At 53.1% G+C, this 23,752-nt stretch carries 24 protein-coding genes and 1 tRNA gene; 12 read left to right on the top strand and 13 right to left on the bottom strand.

Features of this window, described 5'->3' with window-relative positions; all coding sequences use genetic code 11:
- Window positions 1-43: 43 nt before the first annotated feature.
- The 4 genes from KIH39_RS12550 to KIH39_RS12535 form a co-directional block, all read right to left on the bottom strand.
- Window positions 44-1,261 carry an efflux RND transporter periplasmic adaptor subunit gene (locus tag KIH39_RS12550; protein WP_213499935.1) on the bottom strand — a complete coding sequence of 406 codons (1,218 nt, stop codon included), beginning with the start codon at window positions 1,259-1,261 and terminating at the stop codon, window positions 44-46.
- 122 nt (window positions 1,262-1,383) lie between these two features.
- On the bottom strand, window positions 1,384-2,277 hold the full coding sequence (locus KIH39_RS12545) for a TIM barrel protein (RefSeq protein WP_213499933.1): 894 nt from the start codon (window positions 2,275-2,277) through the stop codon (window positions 1,384-1,386).
- 18 nt (window positions 2,278-2,295) lie between these two features.
- On the bottom strand, window positions 2,296-3,177 hold the full coding sequence (locus KIH39_RS12540) for a hypothetical protein (RefSeq protein WP_213499931.1): 882 nt from the start codon (window positions 3,175-3,177) through the stop codon (window positions 2,296-2,298).
- Window positions 3,178-3,186: 9 nt separating this feature from the next.
- Window positions 3,187-4,290: a GTP-binding protein gene (locus tag KIH39_RS12535; protein WP_246539677.1), complete on the bottom strand. Its 1,104-nt coding sequence runs from the start codon at window positions 4,288-4,290 to the stop codon at window positions 3,187-3,189.
- 71 nt (window positions 4,291-4,361) lie between these two features.
- Here KIH39_RS12535 and KIH39_RS12530 point away from each other — a divergent pair.
- Window positions 4,362-4,435: transfer RNA gene (locus KIH39_RS12530), tRNA-Arg, on the top strand.
- Window positions 4,436-4,981: 546 nt separating this feature from the next.
- Here KIH39_RS12530 and KIH39_RS12525 read toward each other — a convergent pair.
- The 3 genes from KIH39_RS12525 to KIH39_RS12515 all read right to left on the bottom strand — a co-directional run bounded on the left by KIH39_RS12525 (window position 4,982) and on the right by KIH39_RS12515 (window position 7,276).
- On the bottom strand, window positions 4,982-5,464 hold the full coding sequence (locus KIH39_RS12525) for a hypothetical protein (RefSeq protein ID WP_213499929.1): 483 nt from the start codon (window positions 5,462-5,464) through the stop codon (window positions 4,982-4,984).
- Between the two features lie 271 nt (window positions 5,465-5,735).
- Window positions 5,736-6,311 carry a hypothetical protein gene (locus tag KIH39_RS12520; RefSeq protein WP_213499927.1) on the bottom strand — a complete coding sequence of 192 codons (576 nt, stop codon included), beginning with the start codon at window positions 6,309-6,311 and terminating at the stop codon, window positions 5,736-5,738.
- 299 nt (window positions 6,312-6,610) lie between these two features.
- Entirely contained in the window at window positions 6,611-7,276 is a 666-nt protein-coding gene (locus tag KIH39_RS12515; protein ID WP_213499925.1) for a TIGR02996 domain-containing protein, read from the bottom strand.
- Between the two features lie 238 nt (window positions 7,277-7,514).
- On the opposite strand from KIH39_RS12515, the gene KIH39_RS12510 reads away from it, so the two are divergent.
- Both KIH39_RS12510 and KIH39_RS12505 read left to right on the top strand, forming a co-directional pair.
- Window positions 7,515-8,168, top strand: a complete 654-nt coding sequence (locus tag KIH39_RS12510) for a hypothetical protein (RefSeq protein WP_213499923.1) — start codon at window positions 7,515-7,517, stop codon at window positions 8,166-8,168.
- Between the two features lie 24 nt (window positions 8,169-8,192).
- Window positions 8,193-9,215 (top strand): D-alanine--D-alanine ligase family protein, encoded by a 1,023-nt coding sequence (locus KIH39_RS12505; protein WP_213499921.1) that lies wholly within the window; start codon window positions 8,193-8,195, stop codon window positions 9,213-9,215.
- A 15-nt stretch (window positions 9,216-9,230) separates the two neighbouring features.
- Here KIH39_RS12505 and KIH39_RS12500 read toward each other — a convergent pair whose 3' ends face one another.
- The 3 genes from KIH39_RS12500 to KIH39_RS12490 form a co-directional block, all read right to left on the bottom strand.
- The gene (locus tag KIH39_RS12500; RefSeq protein ID WP_213499919.1) at window positions 9,231-9,932 is read right to left on the bottom strand and encodes a 4'-phosphopantetheinyl transferase family protein; all 702 of its coding nucleotides are present in this window, start codon (window positions 9,930-9,932) and stop codon (window positions 9,231-9,233) included.
- A gap of 21 nt (window positions 9,933-9,953) precedes the next feature.
- Window positions 9,954-11,180 (bottom strand): ornithine cyclodeaminase, encoded by a 1,227-nt coding sequence (locus KIH39_RS12495; RefSeq protein ID WP_213499917.1) that lies wholly within the window; start codon window positions 11,178-11,180, stop codon window positions 9,954-9,956.
- 180 nt (window positions 11,181-11,360) lie between these two features.
- Window positions 11,361-12,758, bottom strand: a complete 1,398-nt coding sequence (locus KIH39_RS12490) for a M20/M25/M40 family metallo-hydrolase (RefSeq protein ID WP_213499915.1) — start codon at window positions 12,756-12,758, stop codon at window positions 11,361-11,363.
- A gap of 175 nt (window positions 12,759-12,933) precedes the next feature.
- Here KIH39_RS12490 and KIH39_RS12485 point away from each other — a divergent pair, with 175 nt between their 5' ends.
- From KIH39_RS12485 to KIH39_RS12465, 5 genes are all read left to right on the top strand, one after another.
- Entirely contained in the window at window positions 12,934-14,391 is a 1,458-nt protein-coding gene (locus KIH39_RS12485; RefSeq protein WP_213499913.1) for a peroxiredoxin family protein, read from the top strand.
- Window positions 14,392-14,506: 115 nt separating this feature from the next.
- Window positions 14,507-14,989, top strand: coding sequence for a hypothetical protein (locus tag KIH39_RS12480; protein WP_213499911.1), 483 nt, complete (start codon window positions 14,507-14,509; stop codon window positions 14,987-14,989).
- A 7-nt stretch (window positions 14,990-14,996) separates the two neighbouring features.
- Complete coding sequence (locus KIH39_RS12475; RefSeq protein ID WP_213499909.1) at window positions 14,997-15,926, top strand: hypothetical protein; 930 nt, start codon at window positions 14,997-14,999, stop codon at window positions 15,924-15,926.
- Between the two features lie 87 nt (window positions 15,927-16,013).
- Window positions 16,014-16,655: a DUF6134 family protein gene (locus KIH39_RS12470; protein ID WP_213499907.1), complete on the top strand. Its 642-nt coding sequence runs from the start codon at window positions 16,014-16,016 to the stop codon at window positions 16,653-16,655.
- 39 nt (window positions 16,656-16,694) lie between these two features.
- Window positions 16,695-16,976, top strand: coding sequence for an acyl carrier protein (locus tag KIH39_RS12465; RefSeq protein WP_213499905.1), 282 nt, complete (start codon window positions 16,695-16,697; stop codon window positions 16,974-16,976).
- Window positions 16,977-16,979: 3 nt separating this feature from the next.
- Here the strand turns inward: KIH39_RS12465 and KIH39_RS12460 are convergent, their stop codons facing one another.
- Window positions 16,980-17,795, bottom strand: coding sequence for a 3'-5' exonuclease (locus tag KIH39_RS12460; protein ID WP_213499903.1), 816 nt, complete (start codon window positions 17,793-17,795; stop codon window positions 16,980-16,982).
- A gap of 175 nt (window positions 17,796-17,970) precedes the next feature.
- On the opposite strand from KIH39_RS12460, the gene KIH39_RS12455 reads away from it, so the two are divergent.
- From KIH39_RS12455 to KIH39_RS12440, 4 genes are all read left to right on the top strand, one after another.
- Entirely contained in the window at window positions 17,971-19,266 is a 1,296-nt protein-coding gene (locus tag KIH39_RS12455) for an MFS transporter (protein ID WP_213499901.1), read from the top strand.
- 30 nt (window positions 19,267-19,296) lie between these two features.
- Window positions 19,297-20,370, top strand: a complete 1,074-nt coding sequence (waaF, locus tag KIH39_RS12450; protein WP_213499899.1) for a lipopolysaccharide heptosyltransferase II — start codon at window positions 19,297-19,299, stop codon at window positions 20,368-20,370.
- Window positions 20,343-20,939, top strand: coding sequence for a Maf family protein (locus KIH39_RS12445; protein ID WP_213499897.1), 597 nt, complete (start codon window positions 20,343-20,345; stop codon window positions 20,937-20,939). The genes waaF and KIH39_RS12445 overlap by 28 nt, the downstream gene beginning before the upstream one ends.
- Window positions 20,940-21,027: 88 nt before the next feature.
- Complete coding sequence (locus tag KIH39_RS12440) at window positions 21,028-21,546, top strand: GNAT family N-acetyltransferase (RefSeq protein WP_213499895.1); 519 nt, start codon at window positions 21,028-21,030, stop codon at window positions 21,544-21,546.
- A gap of 33 nt (window positions 21,547-21,579) precedes the next feature.
- Here the strand turns inward: KIH39_RS12440 and KIH39_RS12435 are convergent, their stop codons facing one another.
- Both KIH39_RS12435 and KIH39_RS12430 read right to left on the bottom strand, forming a co-directional pair.
- Complete coding sequence (locus KIH39_RS12435) at window positions 21,580-22,314, bottom strand: CPBP family intramembrane glutamic endopeptidase (RefSeq protein WP_213499893.1); 735 nt, start codon at window positions 22,312-22,314, stop codon at window positions 21,580-21,582.
- A 1-nt stretch (window position 22,315) separates the two neighbouring features.
- Entirely contained in the window at window positions 22,316-23,671 is a 1,356-nt protein-coding gene (locus KIH39_RS12430; RefSeq protein ID WP_213499891.1) for an HD-GYP domain-containing protein, read from the bottom strand.
- Between the last annotated feature and the right edge of the window lie 81 nt (window positions 23,672-23,752).

Here is a 23,752-nt window from a genome sequence, read left to right as displayed (position 1 = left end):
TCCGATTCAGTTGAATTTCCATCCGGTTCCGAACGCAAAGATTTTACTTCGAGGCCAGTGGCATCTCTTTCGGTTTAATCTCTGCTCCGGGGCGGACCCGCAGCAATCCATTGACGATAATGGTTTCGCCTAAGTTCAATCCCTTCTCCACGATCTGAAGTCGGAGATTGCCCACCTGTCGGACGGCACCCAGAATTACAGGACGAAACTCAGCGATGTCTTTACCTTCTTTGTCTTTGGTGACGACATAAACGAATTTTTGCTGTTGCTGACTGCCTACGGCAATTTCCGGTATGGTGATGTACTTCTTGGATTTCCCGGCTACGACCTTGATCCGAACGGAATCGCCCGGCCGCAACCGATAGGGCTCGCCATTTTGGATTTCCGCGTAAACTTCGATCGTGGCGGTACCCCGCGTGACTTCCGGAGCAACGTAGACGAGTTTACCGGGGTGCGGGTATTTGCCATCGGGCGTTTCGGTTTCGTCCTTCATGGCGACCCAGCAATCTAGTTGGTTTTTGTTCGACGGGTCGGCCAGTTCCTTGGTATCGTAGATTTGCCGGCGATAGAGAAGCGAAGTCATTTCATCGACATCGAAATAGGCGCGGATCGGGTTCAGGGAGACAACCTTGCAGAGGACGGAACTTCCCGCGGTGACCAGTGCCCCTTTTGTTATGTAAGTTTGGCTTATACGACTGATGCCTTTGACCGGATTGCGAATGGTGCAATTATCTCGATCGAATTGGGCTTTTTTCAGACTGGCTTCTGCGGCGAGTTGAGCAGCTTTGGCTGCGGACACACCAGCCACCGCCGCATCCTTGGCCGCTCGGCGAGTATCGAACTCCTCCACGCTCAAACTCTTGGTATCCCGTAATTTTGCTGCTCGATCGTAATCGAGAGTAGCTCGCGTCAGAGTGGAGTCCGCGGTGATAACATCGGCTTTGGCCTTCTCCACGTTGGCTTTGGCGTTCAGCATGGCCGCTTCATAAGGTTCCGGATCGATCTGATAGAGAATTTGATTCTCCTTCACTAGCTCGCCGTTCGTGAAAGCAATTTCTTTCAAGTAGCCGGTGACCTGAGCACGGATTTCCGGATCTTCGGGCGCTTTGAGATAGCCGGTGAAATCGAGATTGGAATCGAGTTCGCGCTCAATGACTTTTTCGACAGTTACGACGGGGGGTTCCGGAGGTTGAGGCGCCTGAGGCGGGTTCCCGCAGCCAATCAGGATGCATAACGCCAACGGGAATATTCGTCGGAGCATAAAACCTCGATGTCGATCAGTTATGATGTGTGGAAATCTTCGCAAAAAAGACTGTTGCGCTCATGCGTGATGGCAGTGCTTTTACTTAAGAAATATAAGGAATGGAAAAATTGAACAGTGACTTAAGCCCGAACCAGTTCCGTCCACAGCGCTTTGTAGTAACGCAGCATATCTTCCCCGCTGGCGACATCGACCGGGGTTCGCGCCACTTCGATCATCGTGTAGCGGTCGTATTTCATTTCGCGGAATTTCCGGAATAATTCCCGATAGGGATATTTGCCGAGAGAGTCGTTATAAATTTCGTTGATGTGACAGGACTTGATCCAGGGTTTAAGCAAGTCGAATGATGCGCTGATCGAAGCATTTTTGATGTCGGTGGCGTTGGAGTTCCAGGTTACTCCCACATTCGATAAATTGCAGAATTCCATGATTTTTTTGATGTTGACCGGTTCCTGGGTGTCCTTGCCATGAACTTCGACCCAGATTTCCAACCCCAGATCTCCGGCCGCTTTGCCGCAGGGGATTAGCGCTTTGCCGATCTGTTCCAGAGTTTTTTCCGCCGGGATATCTTTGCGTAAGCCGTTCGGTCGGACTTTAACTCCATGGCCGCCAATATCCGCCACCAGTTTCAGGAAGTTTTTGCAGTCTTCGATATTTTTCTGAACGACGCTTTCCTTATCCGAGTGGAATTCGCAAACCGAGCCGCAGCCCCAGAAGACGATGCCGCTATCGGCAAACTGCTTTTTGACTGTTAAACGCTCTAAAGCTGTGAGGCTCGGCTCGACGCCGTGCTTATGAGTGGTGCGACATTCCACCGCTGCGATCCCGACATTTTTGCAGACCTTGAGAATCGTCGGCAGATCCCAGTTCGCGGCCACATTGTAGGTAACCATGCCCAACTTGAAGAGCGCGGGAGGACTAGCAGGTTCTTCGGAGCGAGCGGGATGGGGCAAGAGGGAACCACCGGCCAAAGCGGCGCTTCCCGCCAGGAACTGCCGTCGAGGAAAAGTTGCCATAGCCATCCTCCGAAGGTGTTATCCTTTGAACAGATCGAGGAGCCGGAGATTCGTGCTCTGATTGGTTTCCAGGCTGAATTTGGGATCGACATCCAGTACAGGATGTTCGGACCAGTCGAGCATTTCCCGCAGAGGACCCCGAAGTCTTACGCGGGACCAATCACCGACGATATCGGCACCAACTAAAGGCTGGCCGTTGATCTCGATCAAGTTGGAAATGAGTAATTCGATTTCCTTCAGCCGCAATAGACCTGAATCCCAGTTGACCACCGAGTCTCCGACCCGCATCACATCTTTATCGACCGAAATATACAGCGGGTATTTACTCAGCTCTTCAGCATGGGGCTTCAGCAATTCCTTGATGTTCTCGTCGGTACAGGATTTGGCTGCATCCGGCCGCAAGGGCTGGTGCGAGATCTTTTTCCAAAAGCCCTTTGTGTAGGTGCGATGCGAAGGGAAAACTTTCACTCGTCCCGATTTCAAGGCTCCTCTGGGGGCCAGATTCTGCAGGAAATTATCGAAGTCGAGATCGCCGCCGAAGTGATAGACATTTTTCACCTGCGGCAGTTTCAACGCATGGGATAACCAGGTGCCGCAGTGCATGATCGGCATCAGCTTTACCCAGTCTGGATGCTTGTCGAGGATTACCAGATGAAAGGGTTCCTGAATTTTCTTCAGAAGCGCCAGGGTCACATGATGGAAGTCGCCCGAACCGATAAAGCTAAGCCGGGGGCGATCCGAAGTAGGGACATTCCGAGCAAAGGAGCTGAACCGCCAATAGGCGCATCCCATGCGGATTTTGGGACCCCATTCGGTAAGGTCGTGCTTTCGTTTAACCTCTTTACCCAATTCAGGTTGGTTGGCCACGGAGTTGTCGAGGTCGAGGATTTCGGTTCGCATAGGTTGGTTTTATACTATTTCCGAATAGCGATGGATGGGAACCGGGCGACCGGGGCGCAAACTCTGGATCTGTCGAAACTCCGTCTGAAGATTTCGACTCAGGGCGGACTGAGCGACAACCTTCTCGACTTCTTTCTGAAGTGCCTCGGGATCGATAGCCACTCGGGCATTGATGATAAGATCAGCGACTTGAAACAAGGAATTGGAAGGGAGCGAAAATTCGGGCTGACCGGCGCTCGAAACGAGATTGGCCACCCCAAAGGCGCCGCCTTCTTCCATGCCGATGACTTTCAGGTGAGCCACTTCACCCCCGAGAGTCCGGATGCGATCCTGCAGTTGAACGATTACTTCCATGAGCAGGGGATCCATCTCGGTAGGACGCTCGGCGACCAGATGCACGCTGGAGTTCAGCCAACCCATTTCGGCTTCCCCCTCGGCATAGATGTCGTAATCGATGTCTAGAATTTTTTTACCAAATGCGCCCTGCTGATCCAACAATTCCGGCAAAGCATCAAAACCCTGGCCGGTTTTGGCGGAGATCGCCAGGACGGGAACACCGGGGAATTCCGTGTTCAGCAGTTTTTCGAGTTCTGCGAGCCGAGCGGGTTGGATCTCGTCCATGCGATTAATCACCAAAGCATCGGCTTCTTCGAGTTGTTTGCGGAAGATATACGCGGCCTTGGGGGAGAAACCGGACGATTCGTTCCGAAGAATCTTCAGTCCATGGCTCGGCTTGAACAGGACGGCATAGGGAGCGACCTCGAAACGTCCTTTGTAGAGGTCCTTCAGCGGCTGAATGACGGTGGCCACCAGATCGGTACAGCTGCCGACCGGCTCGGCCAGGATGATTTCGGGTCGGGAGTCATCCTGAAGCTGGGTGACTCGATTAACGAGGTCGTCGAATCGGCAGCAGAAGCAGGCCCCGGCCACTTCCGAGACATCAAATCCCTGAGAGCGCAGACTATTGGTATCGACCAGATTCTGGGCTTGATCGTTGGTGACCAGCCCGACTTTCTGGCCGCGATCCATGTAATATCGGGCCAGACGTGCGAGGGTGGTGGTCTTACCGGCGCCGAGGAATCCGCCGATCATGATGAACCGTAGTGGCTTCACGGAAAAATCTCCGACTGGACAAATCGCCCGCGGGCGATAACCTTTTCTTTAGTAGGTTGTCTTGAGGATATGCACCCCTAGCTCAACTGGATAGAGCATCGGTCTTCGGAACCGAAGGTTACAGGTTCGACTCCTGTGGGGTGTAGTGGTTAAGTAGTGACGCAATTCTAGTTTACGTCAAATCACTAAAATTCACTTATCTGTTAGTTTAAATTCTGATTCCCGCTGCTCGGTACCAGGTTGATAGCTTGATTTAATGTTGGCTGGCAGCGATCTACTAGGTTTTTTTCACGGCAGTGCGAGGGAAACACTGATTACGAATTCTGAGCGGAATCTTGGGTTTGCTCTCCATCACCCTCAAGCCAGCGAGCCACCCGCATCATTACGGTAATCACTAAGCGGAAGGTGACGACCATCACCACAAATCCCAGCACTATTCCGAGGGGAACACCCAAAAACCAGCCATAAAATCCCAGAAGATTCCGAAAGAAGAGTGCGATCAAGAGTAGTGTGGTCAGTCCAGTCGTAGCCGCAATGAAATGAAAAAGCGTTGCGCGCTGTTCGGGCCCTATCGCTTGTTCGATTTCCCAGGCGAGGGCGTTCGCGATTTACTTTCTTAAGCGCACGGGGAAAGTTCCTTTTGGTTGAAAGAGAACTAGCTCATTCTACCGCAGGCACTTCATAAAAACTGTCAGTCTTCGGATTGGCAAACCCGAAGAACAATCGATTGGTTTTTGGCTAGGGTCGCTTGTGCTAAATATCCCAGATCGTGGAGCAACTCTCCCACTTCGGGTACTGTCCAGTCGTTCATTTCATCGGTCATAACCCAGGCAATACTCAACGATATAAACTCCGACTGGTCAAGATCGGCCAGGACCGCCAGTTCCTGTACCAGATTCGCAGGAATGATGAAAACCTGAGTTTCGTTGGCCGGGTGGGGAATCGGGGCCGCTTGAAGGATGGAGGAATAGTGTTCGAACTCGGCATCGGGTGAGTCGGATTTTAAAAGCGACAAAAGTGTGCAGAGCTGAACTTGATTGAGATCGCAGACCGTAAAGCCATTCCAGTGGAGTTCTGCCTGAAGATCCTCCGCGATCGCCGGAACGTCGTTGGGATTAGCAATGAGAATGGAAGTTGTGTGCATCCGGTATTTCTCAATCAGGCGTGGTTTCATGACCCCATTTCAAATGAACCCAACTCATCCGCACTTAGAGCTATAAGTCGTTTACCCACCAACAGCACGAGACATACCTAAGCGAAATCCACCCTGGACGAGTTCGTTCGCCCGGAACCGTCGTTGCGAATTCTATAAGTGGATTAAATCTCTTTTAATCCTTTGCAACAGATTTTGGGCTTATGCAAGCATAGTTGACAGAATTTGAGATTATGCCGTCTGGCTTAATTAGCTCGCTTTTCGTGCTTTTTCGAGCCTTTCTGATTCCAGCTCACACTCTTTTTCGCTCGTATTTGCGCTTTCGTTTATTCCACACCACCTGGATCGAGATCTGATCCGAAACCAGCATAGGCAAGCCGATGATGGCCACCCTCATATCGTCGATGCTGTTGAAGCAGAGGATCTGTGAACCCGCAACCGGATGTTGGATATGCAAAGTGCCCGGATGACTCGATAAGCGTCGTATCCAGGAAGTCCACCGTAACGGCCGATCGATCTTCGCAAATTGGAGTTCTGACTGTGGTACTCGGAAGTGATTCTTGTTTTTCGCCAGCGTTTCCTGCAGGGCGGCTTCGCTTGGCACATCGAAAATCGGCAAATTCTCTTTGGTTCTGTAGCTCGAACCGTTCCTCAAACCTCCCATAGTGGGGGCTTGAGATTTCGAGACATCCCGGGTGGAACCTAGGAAAAAAAACATCAGCTCGCCGGGCAGAACAAAGACGCGATAAAACAACCGCGGCGACCAAAGCGTCGCCAACGTACCGTGAAAATAGGGGACTGCGGCGGGTTTTTCAGGAGAGTTAGCCCCAACCGTCATTGTCTCGTCGGGCAAAATCGAGTTTAACACGAAATTCAATCCACACTAAAAGACGCTTTTCCCGAGAAGGGACTGTCATAAAACCGTAACCCCATTCTGCTGGACGTTCGGAGAGAGAGTTTGCGATCCAACAGATTGGAAATCGAACGAACCTGGTGAAAGGATTGCGAGTCCTGTTTGGTTCGTTCCGGTAATGGAAGCGTAAAGTACTCGAGTCTTCTGTACAAGTTCGAACTCGCTCCCGAATTAATTTTTGGGAGAGAAATGTGGAAAATACTGACAACTAGAGTGTGAAAATTTAGCTAAGAACGAAAGGTCCGTCTTATATACTACGAATCGTGTCGGTAATAGGACGGTAGATCGGCCAGTTTCCGACCCTGCTCCACGCAAAGTTTGGAAAACCACTCATGTGCCTGGGCTTCTGTCTCAAACAAAACCGAAGGGTTGGCTCCCGATAGCAAGACTTTTAAACCATCGGGTAAATCGTAACAACTTTCGAACTGAGCGGGGAAACGTCGGAACCAGCTATATCGACAGTTATCGCGCGGCCCGATGGGGTTCGGCCGTTTATCGGTTAGGAAAACTTCCGTAATGGGATGTTTGGTGAATAGCGACGGGGCCGCTTCCAGAAAACATCGGGATGTCAACGAGATCGAGCAGACGAAACCCCGTTTGTAGGTAACCGAGGATACATTTTGCTGATCGACATCGATGGAGTAGAGGAAGTGGGGAATGGCGATCTCGGGCCGGATATGGCTGACGACCTGCGTCACTTCACCCCGAAGAATCTGCGCTCTAATGAACTCCGCGGAGGCCAGTTCCCCCTGATCCTCCAGCCAATCGGCAAAAATCAAGCGGGGTGTATCCTCATCGGGGTATTCACAAACGATTCGGAGAAACGATTCGTGTTCAGTCACAAGCGGAGTATCTTTGCAGGGAGAACGGCAAACCACATAGGTTAATTTAGGATTCGGGAACTCGGAAAGTAAAGCCAAATGCTTCTCGGATAGAGCTAGACCCAGAAGAGGAAAGTTTCATGAGAATCGGCTAGCAACCCGCCGTTTCTCCTTTCCTGTTCGAGACGAGTGATCTCCGAGCGATTTGGTCCTTGACGGGATTCGACCAGCGGCGAAGTCCTATAAATTTATTGTTTGGTGGAGAGCTCAGACCCTTTCATCCGACTCGGGTATTGTTGTATACTGAGCTAAAACGAATTGAAAACGTGAGAGCGAAATGGGACCAGGCTTTCCTCAGGCCAATGCACAACCGGCACAGCAGGCCGCGATAATTATTGCGCTGGTAGCCATTTTTATTGTCGTTCTGGTGTATCTGGCCACTTCGATTCTCTTTTTGATTTCCCTGCAGCGCACATTAGAAGCGGTGAAACGGCGAAATCGCACCCTGGAACCCGGGCTCGTCTGGTTGCTGCTGGTTCCGATCCTGAATCTCTTCTGGGTTCACGTGCTGGCGAAGCAGATTCCGCGCTCCTTACAGAATGAGTATTCAGATCGAGGATGGAATACGGCAGGGGAAAGTTTCGCGTTCAAGGCGGGGCAAGTCTGGTCCTGGGCCACGATTCTGGAGATTTTCGCGAGTATAGCTTCCGAGATATCTCAATCTCCCTTCATTAAGCTGGTCAATGTCGCGTTCCTGATTGCAATCGCCTGCAGTAGTGTCTCCTTCTGGGTTCAGACGGCCAGCTACCGCCGGGAATTGAAGCTTCGAAAAACGAACAACTTTACTTACGACCTGACTTCCGAACTGGAAGCTTATACAACGGAACTCTCCCTCGATCCCCCCGATGGGGAATGGCAGGCCGCCCCCCCGAAACCGAAAGTCCAGCGTGAGGATATCGACGATCTGGAGCGTCGAGCTCGGGAATTATGAGATCCGCACACTTCAAGGAATTCCATGAAAATTGGCATCGCATTCGACCTCAAGCCGAAATCGCCGGCCCCGGCCAATGCCCCGGATGATATGTATGAAGAGTTCGACAATCTCGACACCATCGAGGCTCTCGCCAAAGTTTTCCGACAGCGGGGCCACGAAGTGGTCTCATTGGGGGGAGGCCGGGAGTTCATTGAGGCCGTGCTGAAATCGGCGCCCGATCTCGTTTTCAACCTTTCTGAAGGGCACGGCATCAGCCGGTCGCGTGAATCGCGCGTCCCGGCGGTTTGTGAGATGCTGAATATCCCCTATTGCGGTTCTGACCCTCTCACTCTGGGGCTGGCCCTCGATAAAGATCTCGCGCGAAGAACGGTCGAAGATGCGGACGTGATGATCGCCCCAGGAATTGTGCTCCAGTTTCCCGAGCAGAAGTACGACGGCGACATGTCCGAATTCGCCAGCATGTTGACGGAATCGCAACTGACGCTTCCGGTGATTGTTAAGCCGACTTGCGAGGGGTCCTCCAAGGGGATTCGAAATAAGTGCCTCATTAAAAATGCGGAGGATTTCGGTCCAACGGTAATTTCGCTCTGGCACGACTATAAACAACCGGTGCTGGTCGAGGAGTTCATAGAAGGGCATGAAGTTACAGTGGGCATCACCGGAAACGGCAGTAGTGCGGAGGTATTTGGGGCCTTGCAGATCGTGCCGCGAAAGCCCACCCGAGAGTTCGTCTACTCTCTCGAAGTGAAAAGAGACTGGAAGAATCAGGTCGAGTATGCCAGCCCGCCAAAGCTGCCCCGGGAGACGCTAAACGCTCTCGATAATGCGGCCTTAGCCGCTTACGATATTCTCGGTTGTCGGGACTTCGCGAGAATTGATTTTCGGATTCGGGATGGCATACCCTACTTCCTGGAGGCCAACCCATTACCGGGACTGAATCCCGACACCGGCGATATCTGCCTAATTGCCCAGTTGCAGGGTGTGCCGTACGAAGCCTTGATTGGAAAAATACTCGATGCGGCGATTGCGAGATTGGGCTTGTAGACCGATGGAGTTCGCTCAGGGTTTTAATTCCAGGGCCAATGCCCCCTGATAACCCTGAGCTAAATCCAAATCCTTCAGCAGCCAACGATCCGAACAGTTCTCTTCATTCATCATTTTCAGCACGCGAGGCTCCTCGTGCGGCGATACCGATATTTCGCATAGCTCCAGGGCATGAATCCCCTGGCCGATGGCTTTCAGCAGAGCCTCTTTACGCGTCCACATTCGGAAAAAAATGATTTCCTTCAGTTCGAGCGGAACCTGTTGAAAGGCTTGGAACTCATTTTGGGTGAAGAATCGCTCGATAATCGATTCAATGTTCTCCATCGTTCGCAAGCGTTCGATGTCCAGCCCGACACGACCCGCTTTGGAAACCGCATAGGCCGCCACTTCTTCGGAATGGGTGACGTTGAAATAGAAAGGTTGACCGGCCAGGATCGGTTTACCGGCCGCTTCGTAAGTGATGGCGACCTGTTCTGGCTCGTGACCGAGATAACCCGAAAGCAACCAGCGCAAAGTGCCTCGTGAGGAAATAAATTGGCTGCGGGTTTTCTCGGAACGAAATTTCTCCGCTCGCTTCAGCTCTTCCTCACAAAGAAATCGTTGATGAGAACCATTGCTGCCATTCTCGGCGAGTGGAGCTACCCAGACATGAACTTCGTTGTCGGGAAGCTCGATGAAAGGCGTCCATTCGGAAATCGGTCGCGTGATGATTTTCATTCGATATTTCGGTACGCTCGATTATTCTTTACCCAGTTCCATCACCAAAGAGCGGAAGAACGGCTCCACGTCACTCACGATCCCAATGGTTTGCGTACTGCCCCGGTCCATGAGTTTGGTCACGGTGGCGGGATTGATATCGACGCAGGCCACTTTCACCCAACCGGGCAGCATGTTCCCGGTAGCGATGGAATGCAGGGTTGTACCCGCCATCAGACAAAATCCCACACCCGGAATCTGCTTGCGCATCTCCGCCTGGGCCTGAATCATATCGGTGATGACGTCGGGCAAGGGGCCATCGTCTCGAATGCTGCCAGCAAGAACATACGGGATATTGGCTTTAATGCATTCGAACATGATGCCAGTTTTCAGTAGTCCCGTTTCTACCGCTTTGCGAATCCCGCCTACTCGACGAATCGTATTAATCGTCCGGAGATGGTGCTCGTGCCCCTCTGCGGCCGGGATCCCGCGTTCCAGCGAAACGCCGAGACTGGTTCCATAAAACGCCTGTTCCATATCGTGTGTGGCCAGCGCATTCCCCGCAAAGAGGACATTGATATAGCCCGCCTGAATCAGCCAGCTCACCCACAGGCTACCGCCCGTATGCACTACCGCCGGCCCCAACACGGCCAGAATCTTTTCCCCACTTTGTCGGCTCCGGCGCATGGCGGCGGCGATTTCCCGAACGGTTACACCTTTCGGTTTTTCACTCGAAACCGGGCTGGACATGAATTCAAAAAGATCGGTACGCTGTTGAGATTCGGGAGGAAAAACGCGAATCCCACGCAATCCGACGGCTATGCCATCCCCGACCTGCACGTTCGTCATCGGTATACAACGGGCCGCGGCTCCTTCGGGATCGATCAGAATGCCGCAGTCCATCTCCATGTCTTCAACTTCCACCCATTCACCCTGCAGGCGAACTTGAGTGCGATAATTGGTGGTGCAATAGAAGCCATCGGGAAAGGTGCCGGCAATATCGGCGGCTTTGATCTGACAATCGGTGTCATGCGTGGGTATTGCGCCGTGGTCGTGGATGATACTCAGGATCTCTTCGAGTTTCTCCGCGGAATCGGCACGAACTTCCAGCAGCGCCCGGCTCGGATCGCTCTGCCGATTGCCCAGACGCAAATCCTTGATGTGATAATTGCCGCCGTGAGATAGGATTGTATCCAGCACTTTGGGCAACAGAAGGGAATCGAGTATGTGTCCATGCAGCTGAACTTCTTCGACGAATTTTCCAGGCATTTGCACAACGCCTCCACAAGAGTCCAGGAGATCCGCAACGGCGCGATATTCTCAATCCCACAAGGAATTGATAGAGAATTGAGCGTGGACGGGAATCAAAAGCTGGCCGCGAAAGATCGAAAATGGAAAATACCGGCGATTTTGAGACTTTCAGAATCGCCTGAACGGATTCAGGGGTGGTTACTTCACTTTTCCACCGGGTAATTTTCCGAGGTTGTCGAACAGATCCACTAGGGAAATCATCAGCTTCTTGAAATCGCCTTCATGCAGGCTTTCGTTGGGAGCATGGGCATTACTGGCGGGATCTTCGATTCCCAGCAGCAGGGCAGGTGCACCACCGAACAGTTCGGCGAGCGGGCCGACAAAGCCGATGCTGCCGCCAGAACCGATGGCCACCGGATCCTTGCCAAATCCCTTCCGGAGAGCGCCCAGAGCCGCTTCGAAAGCGGGGCCGTTAGGGTCGGTCATCCACCAACCGACCATTCCTGTATTGGTCACGGTGACCTGAACGCCCCAGGGCGCGTCCTTGGTGAGGACTTCTTCGAGGCTTTTGAAGACTTTTTCGGGTTCCTGATCGGGAACGATGCGGCAGCTGACGATGGCCTCGGCGGTCGGCAGAACCTGATTTGAAGCCCGCTTCACGTTGCTGGCTTCCTGAGCGATGATCGTCACGGCGGGTCGGCGCCAGGTTTGTTCGTAAGGGGTCATCCCCTTTTCCATCGCGAAACGCACTTGCGGTAAGACTCCGCAGTCTTTTCGCCATTTATTCTCGTCGCCCGGCAACTTGCGAAAAGCGGCCTTCTCTTTTTCGGTACATTGGCGGACCTGATCGTACATCCCGGGAATGTTGTAAGGAGCATTATCCCAGAACAATCGACTGAGCAGGACGTTGAGAGCGATTGCCGCATCGGGCAGCGCGCCGCCAGCCATGCCACTGTGAACCGGAATCTCGGCCGATTTCACCTGCACGTGTGCCTGGACAATGCCTCGGAGAGAATAAGTGATGCACGGCAGGCCGACTTCGATATTTTCGGTATCGCAGACGATAATGACGTCGGATTGGAGTTTCGACTTGTGTCGTTCGAAGAACTGCATCAGGTTTTTCGAGCCGACTTCTTCTTCCCCTTCCACCAGCATTTTAATGTTCACCGGAAGGGAACCATTAGTCTGCATATAAGCGGCGATGGCTCCGAGTTGGGCAGCGACGGCGCCTTTATCGTCAGCGGCCCCGCGAGCGTAGAGCCGGCCATCCTTTCGCGTCAGGTGCCAGGGATCGGTCTCCCATTGTTCGCGGTAGTTCACCGGTTGAACATCGTGGTGGGCGTACAGGAATACCGTCGGCTTGCCCGGTGCCCCCAGCCATTCGCCGTAAGCATAGGGGAGCGAGGAGCCGACGCGCAGCACTTCGACGTTGGTTAGCCCGGCTTCCCGCATCTGGTCGCAAGTCAGCTTGGCGGTCCGCTCGATTTCATGAGCGTGTTCCCCATCGGTGCTGATACTGGGTATGGCAACGAGATCAGCGAGATTTCGGATTATCTTTTCGTGATTTTTTTGCAGCCAATCATAAGCGGCTTGCATGGATAATTCCTCAGTCATTGAAATACGGGTAATTATACTAGTTTACCCCAATTCCCCGGTTGGGCCAACCCTCTCTGAATTTCCTCTAACGTCGCATCGGTCCCGGCAGACTGCTCTTGCCGAGTTGGCCCGGTATGTTATTTTTCGCGGGCCCGAAACAGAGAGACTCGGAACCATGTTTGCGACACTCTTCGCCAGCTTGTTGCTTTGTCTGGATTCACCGTCGCCGCCGGTCATCCGGCTGGAGCGCGGACAGGAGATCACCTGGAAAGGTACGTTCCGCGAAGAGATGTTGCGCCCCGGCGTGACTGCCAGCCGGAACTATTCCTTCGAAAACCGGCTCTTCGTTCTCGAAAGCCATGAATTCGGGTACGACGTGGCGATTCTGACTGTACTAAAGCTACATGCCGAGAAAGACGCGAAATCGACGGCGAAACCACTTTCGACAGCGAAACTCGTGCTGGCTCGTCTCACGCCTCAAGGCACTTTATTAGAGCAAACCTCCGCCTCGCTCTCGGATAACGCCGCGAAGCGAAAAGAACGGCAATTAAAAGCTTTTATCGCTTTACCACCCGATAATCTGCCCCTCCCAGAACTGAGCATGCTTCCCAACCTGCCGGATAACTGGATGCAGGACGGGAAATGGGATACTCCCGAGTTCGGCCGGCCGTTCCGACATTCGAAGCTGGAGCTGATTGAACCCTTGCGCGGGGCACGCTGCCATGTGATTTCCACGCAGCAGCAAAGCGAAGACTGGGGCGATACGGTGCGCGGCAGAATGACCTGGCGAATTCAGGAAAACATCTGGTATTCCACGGCTCATGGTTTCAGCATGAAGATGGAGCGAATATTCGAGCGGAAGGACGCTAATACATCCGAAGTGACTTTCCGGACCAAACTGAATTACGAACACACCGGCCAATTGCGCTATAGCGGACGCGCCTACGACGAACGCCGGGAAGAAATCACTATGGCGAAAACTCTGGACGAGGATTACGAAAAAATTGTCGACGAGTTGAGCAAGAACGGGCCGAGCGGCTTCAGTCGAATTCTCGGTCGAATCGACTATTACACGGAATCGCAGCGACCTCTGGGAGAATCTCTGCTCTACCGCGAAGCTCTGCACAGTTTGAAGCGGAAGGCTGAAGCGGCGATAAAAGGGCACTTGGCGCCCAGCCGGCCTCAATGGGTCGAAACTCCTTCAGGGCCACTCACGGTCAATAAGCCGATCATCGATTTCGAAGCGGAAAATTTAATGAGTTCCGCGCGGGAAAATTGGCGATTGAGCCAGGCGAAAGGAAAGCCGATTGTTCTGGTTTACTACCAGCCGCATGCGGGCACGGCTGAAGCGGTTTTGAAAGCCGGGGAATTTCTGCGACAGGATTTCCGGGCTCGAGTGCGGATAGTCGGTATGGCCATTGGCGATCCGATAGCCGCCCGAAAGCAGGGGGATAATGTCCCTGTGAATTTCCCGATCATCAATGCCACGGATCTCCGAAAAGCCCAGGGGATTGAATCGACTCCTACGATTGTGCTCGTGGATGGCGAGGGCGTAATTCGCAAAATTAGCGTCGGCTGGGGCGACGAATCGCTGGGATTATTGCGGGAAGAGCTCGGCAAATTAATCAAATAACCCAGCTTATCCTGCCTTCTTGGCATATTCGTTAATTTTTGTGGAACCGGCATCGGGTCGGACCCGGCTTGCTATTGTGAAAATTTGTTGCTCCGACGTAGGATGGAGATAGTCGATGAATGCCTATACGGTGGATAAACCGACTCGGGTTTGTGCCATCACCGGTCGCCGGCTCGAAGTGGGCGAACGTATTCATAGCGCACTCATCGAAGAAAATGCCAGGCTGTGCCGTCGAGATTACGCGTTGAACGCCTGGATTGGAGCTCCGGAAGGCACAATTGCCCACTGGGTTTGCCGGCTCCAGGACGCCGAAGCAAAGAAAATCGTTCTCGACGACGAAATGCTTTTAGAGTGCTTTGAGAGACTCGCCGATACAGCGGAACCGCAACGACAAAATTTTCTCTTCGTCCTGGCGTTACTGCTGATGCGAAGGAAAAAGCTGGTGCTGGATGAATCGGGAGAGACTGCTAACGCGGAAGTGATGCATTTGCTCAATCGCCGGACGAAACGACGCTTTCGAGTCGTCGATCCGCAGATGAGCGAAGAAGAAATGCAGGCGGTGCAAGATGAATTATTTCGACTTTTCGAGGGAGGATGACCACGCCATGCGGCCGAATCGTTCGATCAGTCGAATTGCGCTCCTGGCCGGCATGCTACTACTGGGTGCCTCCAGCGGATGCTCCACGCCCAACGCCAAAGTCGATAATACCCCCAAAGGGGGCTTAACGAGCCGGAATAATCAGGAAACGCCAACCGCCGAAGTCTTGGTTAAGTACCTCAGCCGGCAGTCCTCTCAGATTCAGATGCTGGATTACCGCGATATCAGCATGGAAGTGACGGCCCAGGGACGCCGGGCACCGAGTATCGAAGGGTATCTGGTCTGCGAAAAGGCTCGAAACTTTCGGCTGGCGGGCAAAGTCTTCGGGGCTCAGCAGGTTGATCTGGGATCGAATAACGAACAATTCTGGTACTGGGTGAAACAGTCTCCCGAACCCCATATTTTCTATTGCAACTACACCGACTTTGAGCGAGGGGTTCGCCTGCCGTTCCCGTTCCAACCGGAATGGGTGTTAGACGTACTGGGTATGGGTGAAGTGTCGCCGCCTGAAAATTACACCCTTGAGGTCCGAGGCAACCACTACGAGCTGACGGAAAAAACGCAGAGCCAGGGACAGCCAATCTCCAAAGTGACCATCATCAACCGGTACACGGCCTCCGCGCCAGTGCCTCAGATTGTCGGCAAGGAACTTCGAGACAGCCGGAATCAATTGATTGCCAAGGCCACGATCAAACGAGTCCAATTGGATCGGCAGACCAATCTGGTCGTTCCGAAGGTCGTCGTCCTGGAGTATCCGGCTCAACAGATTTCCATGACCCTGACGTTGGATAACGTGACGGTGAATGGAAAACTTTCTCCTCAGGAAAGTGCCCGTTTATTTCGCCGGCCTAACTGGAACGACGTAAAAAGCGTCGATTTGGCCCAGCTAGGACGCCCAACTTCCGGCATCCGGCAGGTCGGCGCCAATTACCGGTAAGTCCCACGGTAAAATCGACCTTTACAACTTTCCCACTTTTCCGGTAATCTCTTCATGAGAAGGAATTCATGTGGCAGGGAGTGCCCTATGCGCTTTGCATCATTGCTCGGATTTATGTTGGTGTTGGTTGCGCCGGGCTACCTACGTGCCGCTGGAAAAGAAGAGCGGGTTTACAATATTTTCGCAGACAAAAAGCCTGCGGGAACCCTGAAACTGGTCATTGAAGAACGCGCAGATGGTGTTGAAACCGCAGCCTTCGCAGTGGCCGTCAAAGTGAAATACCTTCTCAAGGAATACAACTACAGTCTTCGCGGCTATGAGGTCTGGAAGAAAGATAAACTGCTCAAAGTGGAAACCCAGACCGACGACGATGGCAAGAAGATGACGCTGAAGGTGGAAGCCGAAAAAGAAGGGCTGATCGTGACCACCGATGGCAAACAGGGGCTACTCAAGGCGGACGCCTGGACAACCACCTATTGGAAAATGCCCGCCGGCGAGCGAGTGCTGATGGATGCGGACACGGGGAAGATTCTGGATGCCAAGTGGGAAAAGGTTGGCGTCGAAACTTTGACTTTAATGGGACGGCAGGTCGTTTGCAACCACTGGCGAGTGACGGGCGCCGTCAAAGCCGAACTCTGGTTCGATGGATCGGATCGCATGGTTCGGCAGGAAACGGTGGAATCTGGCATCCGAATGATTACCGAACTCAGCCAATACAAAAGGGATTGATTTAAACTCCAGCTGTTTACCTCAAGAGGAATGGATTCCATGAACGAACGCGAAAAAATTCTGAACAAGCTGCTGGAAATTCTCCAGAACGATACCGACGTGAAGTTGGAAACCGTGAACGAAGCCGTCTCCTTGCGGGAAGGTCTCGGTCTGGATTCCGTCGATCTGGTCGGCATCATTATGCGGATCGAGGAATTCTACCGTATTCGGCTGAACCACCAGGAGTTGGAAGGCTGCAACACGGTGGGCACTTTGATCGATCTGATCGAATCGAAGCTGGTGAACGGTACGACCTCGCTGCACGTTCAGAAAGCGGCGTAAACGCTAAGGCCAGCCGGGTTGTTCCCGCCAGTTCGCCAGATATTCACCCAGGGCGGGGTTTTCCGGGATTTGTCGAGCCAGCAAGTCTTTGGCTCTGCCGATCAGTTCGGACTCTTCTTCCAATTTGATATCGCCCGTCATCACGCGAGAACGCAAAAACACGAAGTAAGTGTCGAGCGTATCCCACATGCAGTAGTCGTTGATCTTCTGAAACTCTTCGTTCTGGTAGAACTCGTAGACCCGATGACCGGCGATGCCTCCCATTTTTCCCGGTTTTCCCAATAATTTCGCGAGCAGATCGAGTCCGCCGGGGAAACGGTAGGCACCGAAATTGGTGATCCAGTCCATGAGGTCGATGTCGCCGCCGGTGTACCGGTTGCGTTTCTTGTAATACATGGGCATCGACAGACCGTAGCGAAAAGCGGCCAGTTCTAGTAAAGGCAAATCGAAGCCGCGACCATTGAAGGTTACGAGTCGGGCTCCCTTGTACTTGTCGATACCGGCCCAGAATAATTTGACAATTTCCCGAGTGCGAAAGCGCGGAGCATCGATGCAACGCACCGATTGCAGACTGAAATCTTCACCCACCCGTGCAACGCAAACGGAAACGGGTATCTGAAAAGTCACCGGTAGGAAATCGGAACCGTTGTAGGAATTCTCGATGGCTTCCTGGCGAGCTTTCTCGATCGCTTTCTCAGGAGTCAGCATCTCATCGGGATACTTGACCAAGCCGATCAACTTCCCGTCCGGAACACTTTCCGTGTCGATTACCAGAAAACTGGTTTCGCTCGAGGGATCGTTTTGTGTGGGAGATTTCATCGCAATTTAAGTGGTTAAGTACGGGATAGATTTTTATTTTCGCAACTGGCCGTCCGGATTGCGAACGAAATGTCGCCCACATTTTGTTAGAAACCACATTCGGGGAGGGAATTTACCACTGGATCTCGCTATCATTTACTGTCCGGTACACTCGTTGGATCTCCTTAGACGATATATGAATCAGTCTCCCAATTCTGAACAAGAAACTCCTGCTCCCCGATCTGCGCGAACCGCGCTGATCATCGTCTTTCTGGTAGTCTTTATCGACTTACTCGGTTTCGGCATCGTTATTCCGCTGCTGCCCCGCTATGCCGAGGAATACACAAAGCCGTTGAACTATTCGGAAAGCGTCAGCGGGCTGATTATCGCGGTACTGTACTGTTCCTTCTCGGCCATGCAATTTATCTTTGCTCCGCTCTGGGGACGTCTTTCTGATCGGATCGGTCGCCGACCGGTTTTGCTCATTGGATTGGCTGGTTCGGTTCTGTCCTACGCCGCATTCGGTTTTGCTTCCGAATTGGGAAGCCAACAGGCGAAGCTCGCTTTGATGTTCATGTTCCTGGCCCGTTGCGGGGCTGGTATCGCCGGAGCCACGATTGCGACGGCTCAGGCGGTGATTGCCGATTGCACCACCCGGGAAAATCGGTCTCGCGGTATGGCTCTCATCGGTGCGGCATTCGGTATCGGATTTACTTTTGGACCTTTGATCGCCTGGGCCGGAGTATCGCTTGCCCCGCAATATCGGGGCGGTCCGGGCTATCTTGCAGCGATCCTATCCCTTCTGGCATTTATCTATGGCTATGTGAAATTGCCCGAAACCCGGGTTCTGGGTAAATCGGGCGAACATCGCAGTTGGCTCAATTTGCGTCGACTTCTGGAGACGCTTTACTTGCCGAGCATTGGCTCCCTGGTTCTGATTTTCTTCCTGGCGACTTTTGCATTCGCCGGCTTCGAAGGAACGCTGTCGCTTTTGACGCAAAAGGCACTCGGTTACGGCGAAAAATCGAATTATCTGCTATTTGCCTACATTGGCTTCATGCTGATGCTGGCCCAGGGCTATTTCTACCGCAAACTGTCAAAAACCTGGGACGAAATCCGTCTGTTGCGTACTGGATTGATTCTGCTTTTTGCTGGGATGGTTCTGATCTCCGCTATCACCGGTTTTGTCGAACAGATTGGAAAACTCGCGGAATCCCTTCTGCCGATCAGTTTCCTGTTTGCACTTGCAGTGACCGTGTTTGGGTTCGCTTTTCTGACCCCTTCGGTGCAAGCTCTCATCTCGCGGCGGAGCGATCCGCAGAGGCAGGGAGAGGTCCTGGGGGTAAACCAGTCTTTCTCGGCACTGGCCCGAATTCTTGGCCCGCTCTTGGGATTGTCCTTGCAGCCATTCAGCTTAATAGCCCCTTATTTGTTTTCGGCGGGACTTCTGGTGCTGGTTGCTCTTCTCGCGCAGAGACTAAATCGAGTATAACCGAGGAATCCTCCACCTGCCAGGATGGCAATGAAGCAGAACGTTCCACTGACCGACTACGAGGCGAAACGCATCGCCTTCATCAAACCCAGTGCGCTGGGGGATGTGGTGCACGCTTTGCCCGTCCTGGAAGCGGTTCGCATTCGCTATCCGTCGGCTGAAATCGTCTGGGTCATCAACAAAAGCTATCGGGCCCTAATTGAAAATCATCCGGCTTTAAATGACGTGATGCCCTTCGATCGCGGGGCGATGAAAAAAGGACTGAGCACCGCTCTGAGCTACAGCCTTCAATTTGCCAAAGAACTGCGAAAACGACGATTCGATCTTGCTCTCGATCTGCAGGGACTGTTGCGCAGCGGGTTGATGGCTCGATTTACCTCAGCCACTCGACGAGTTGGGCTTTCCAATGCCCGCGAGGGGGCACGAAACTTTTATACCGACATCCTTCCGGCTCCAGGCCTGCTGGAACAGCACGCCGTGGAGCGGAACTGGATTTTCGCAGAGGCCCTGGGCGTAGGCCGTCTGCCGAAAAAATTTCGCCTGTCGATCTCACCCCAGAATCAGCAAATCATCGATTCCCAACTGCTCGCTTACCCCCGTCCCTGGATCGGGCTGGCACCCGGCTCTCGATGGTCAACCAAATGCTGGCCGGTGGAGCACTATGCTGAGCTGGCCAATCGAGTTCACCGACGCTTCGGGGGCACTGCTTTCCTTTTCGGTGGGAGTGAGGATACCGAGTTAGCCCGGTCGCTGCAAAGTCGGTTGCAGGGAAAATGCGTTAATAAGATTGGATCGACAAATTTGCCGGAGCTGGCAGCGTTTCTGAATCGGATGGATTCGATTGTCAGCAACGACAGCGGCCCGTTGCACCTGGCCGCAGCCTTGGGCAGGCCGGTGGTGGCTCCGTATACTTGCACCAAGGTCGAACTGCATGGACCGTTCGACCAATTCGAAAGGGCCGTTCAAACGCGAGTCTTCTGTGCGGGGAGTTACATTCGGAATTGCGACCGGATGATCTGCATGGACGACCTCCAACCGGAACTGCTCTGGAATAAACTCGTGAAGGTGCTCGAGGCATGGCAAAACATCTCCCATTCCGCCTGACTCTGGCCAGCGGTTCGATTGGTCGTCGTTATCTTCTGGAAAATGCCGGCTACCATTTCGATATTCAACCTTCCAATGCGGAAGAGCCGACCGAGGCCCGTTACTCTTCCTGTCAGCAGTACGTTCAGGAAGTGGCCTGGTTGAAAGCGGCGGCCGTGGCTAAGTCTGAGAAGGTCGACAACGGTTTTATCCTGGCGGCCGATACGGTCGGCTGGATCGATAATTCTGTAATTGGCAAACCTCTGGATCGAGATGATGCGCGGCGAATTTTGAGGCTTCTCTCCGGTCGCGTACATGAACTCTGGACCGGTGTCTGTCTTTGGCGAGTTTCAGATAGATTCCAATTTCAGTATCAAGAACTTTCGCTGGTCGAGATGAGGGAACTGTCGCCGATCGAGATTGAAACTTATCTCGACACCCGGCAGTGGGAAGGTTGCTCCGGGGCCTATGCCATTAAAGAAGAGAAAGATCCTTATTTGAAAATCGTTCGCGGATCGCTTTCGAATGTGATTGGCTTACCGATGGAATCGCTGGAAAGAACCTTCGAATGGCTGGCTATCCCGCGTTGATTATCGCCGCTCACTTTGGGGATCGCTTGCTATAAATTGTGGAAGACGCGATTCATTTATCGACTTAACGTTGCAGGCGGCAGTGCGGATGGATGAGACTAATATTCACCTACGAGACGCGGTGGAGGCCGATCTTCAGGCGATCGTAGATATTTACAATCAATCGATTCCGGGCGGCTGGTCGACAGCGGATACGAAGCCGGTGACTGTCGAGGAACGGCTCGAGTGGTTTCGCAAGTTCGATCCGGCCCGACGACCGATCTGGGTGGCGGAAATCGATGGCCAAATCGCCGCCTGGATCGGCTTGGTTTCGTTTTACGCTGGGCGACCCGCATATGACGCGACGGCCGAAGTAAGCCTCTACATCGCCACGGCCTTTCACAAACGGGGGCTGGGGCGGTATCTCAAAAAGAAAATGATTGAGCACTGCCCGAGACTAGGCGTGACCACACTGTTGAGTATGTACTTCGATCACAACGAAGGTACCAAACGCATCAATGACAGCCTGGGTTTTGAAGTCGTTGGTCATCTGAAAGAAATTGCGATCGTACAAGGCCAAAAACGAGGGCTGGTGATAGGGGCGTTGCGGATAGCCGCTGTGAGTTAAGCCATTTTTGACTTGAGTGCCCTAAAATCTCGCTTATTCGGTGACTTTCCAGGGAATGCCTACCATCACGTCGTACATGGCATGCGCCCCGACTGCGACGCCAAATCCTCGGATCCAGTAGATGGCCGCGAAATAGAGCCCGGCCGTAACTCGAAACAGAAAATACGCTTTGTTAATCGTCTGCTCGCCATACTCCCCGATATGATGTGCGGCCGCAAAGAGAATGGAAGAAATAACGGCCGCCAAAAACATTGCAAAGACACGGGGGATGAATACGAATTTCAGGATCAGGACCAGCGCATTGAGCAGCAATAGTCGGAAAATCGTTTCTTCATAGATGCCCGCCCCAATGAAGGTGACCAGTCGAGCTAGACTTTCGTCGGTGAGGTGAATCTGAACGCCCAGCGTGACACCTAGAGATTGCAAAAACGGCACGAAGGCCTGGCTGATGCACCAGAGTCCCAGGCCGTAGCCGATACTCTCAAAAATCATCGTGAAAATGATACCGAGCGTGTCTTCCGGGCGTTCGCTCCACTTAAAAAAAGTCCAGAGCAGAAAGACGGCGAGGATCAGGATCGGAGCGGCCAGAAACTCCCGCACGCCAAAGTACTGTAAGCCCCAGCGAATCCAGGAATCGGCGCCATTCCGCATAGCATCGGCCTGAGCGCCGCCCAGATAGAATACGCCAAATTCATAAGCGACCAGAAGCGGCAGCAGAAAGAGTAGGCAAGGCCAGGGATGATGGGTCGATCGCAGATAACTCCACATCTTAGAGGGCCCAGTCGAGATGTTGTCGCGAGAGCTTCTTCCGACGTTCGGCCTTCGGTAAGGTGCGTACGATCGAGCAACCGGGGGAACTGATCAAATCCAAAATTTTCAAGGTCGGATAAAAGCGACCTTCGTCGTCGGTGAGTACGCCAATAAGCGGTTTGGCGAGTTGATTTTCAATTCGGGGATGACCCAGAACGACGGCGAGACTGCCATCCGAGAGTTCCACCGCCGAACCAATCGGATACAAGCCGATTTCCAGTAACGCGGATGCTAGCCGGCTGTCGAAAATTCCCTGTTCCATCTGAAGAAGAAGATCGGTCACGGCCGTGCGCGGATCGCAACCGGGGCGGTAGGGTCGATCTTCGATCAGGGCCGAGTACTGGTCGGCAATTGCCAGCCAGCGCGATTCCGCTTTCAGCTGTTCTTTTTTCCAGGAGTTTGGATAGCCCGTGCCGTTGTCCCGTTCGTGATGTTCGGTCACTATCTCGGCTACCTCGGTTAGGTAAGGCAGGCTTTTACGAATCATTTCCGCGCTACGCAAAGGATGCGATTCGATGAGCTGGCGATCTTCCACAGACAAGCTGTCCGATTTAGACAGCAGACCGGCAGGGAGACGCAACATGGCCACATCGCAAAGCAAGCCAGCGGCCAGGAGTTTTCTCAGAAATTCTGGATCCTGTTTAGAGGCCATCCTTCGGAGGACCCGGCAACGTAATATCGTGTGGCGAGCAATGAAACTGGCCGGATCTTCGGAGGAGACTTCCAGCCAGGTGAGTGAGGTCGAGGTCGATTCCTGCAGGAACAGATCGACGAGGGCAGAAAAACGATCCGGCTCGATCGTTTGCGTGTGGTGAATGTCATTCAGAAGCACGGCCACGTTGTGGAGCAACAGCCTCTCGCTTCCCAGTCGATCGAGGCAGGCCTTCCATACCGCCAGACGGTAACGTACGGCATTGAGACTAGCTTCGAGCGATTCGCACCAGAGCCACTGTTCGTCGGGTGGCTCCGGGAGATAGCGGATCATCCGAATTGCGCCGTTCAGGAGCGCCGTGGTTTCGCGATGATGTTCGAGAAGTTCTTCCCGCTCAATGAAAGGTTGTGGAGAATCGAGCAGGGCATGCTGTGTGAGTTTGCGGAGTTCAGTTACAAGGCCGCGGGCTTCATCCAAGGCTTGGCGGGCTCGGGTTCCGAGGCGGCCGGGCACTTCGGGTTTCTCATCCGGGGCACTTTCCGCTACCGGATATTCGGGCAACTCACTGCGAAGACTACTTCTATCAGGAAGCAGGCGCGGCATTTGCTCCAGCCGCTGTCGGAAGGCGGAGATGCGGTTCAAGAGAGCACGCGTATCCGTCATGGGTGTTCGCTTCGATCGATAAAGTTTAACGGTTCTAACAATCGCATCAGTTGTAAGATCGACACCCGGTGCGCTGGACTT

The organism is Telmatocola sphagniphila, assembly GCF_018398935.1.
In the GTDB taxonomy this organism is placed as follows: domain Bacteria; phylum Planctomycetota; class Planctomycetia; order Gemmatales; family Gemmataceae; genus Telmatocola; species Telmatocola sphagniphila.
The sequence above is the reverse complement of the archived record's forward strand: the minus strand, read 5'-3'. Positions and strand labels throughout refer to the sequence as shown.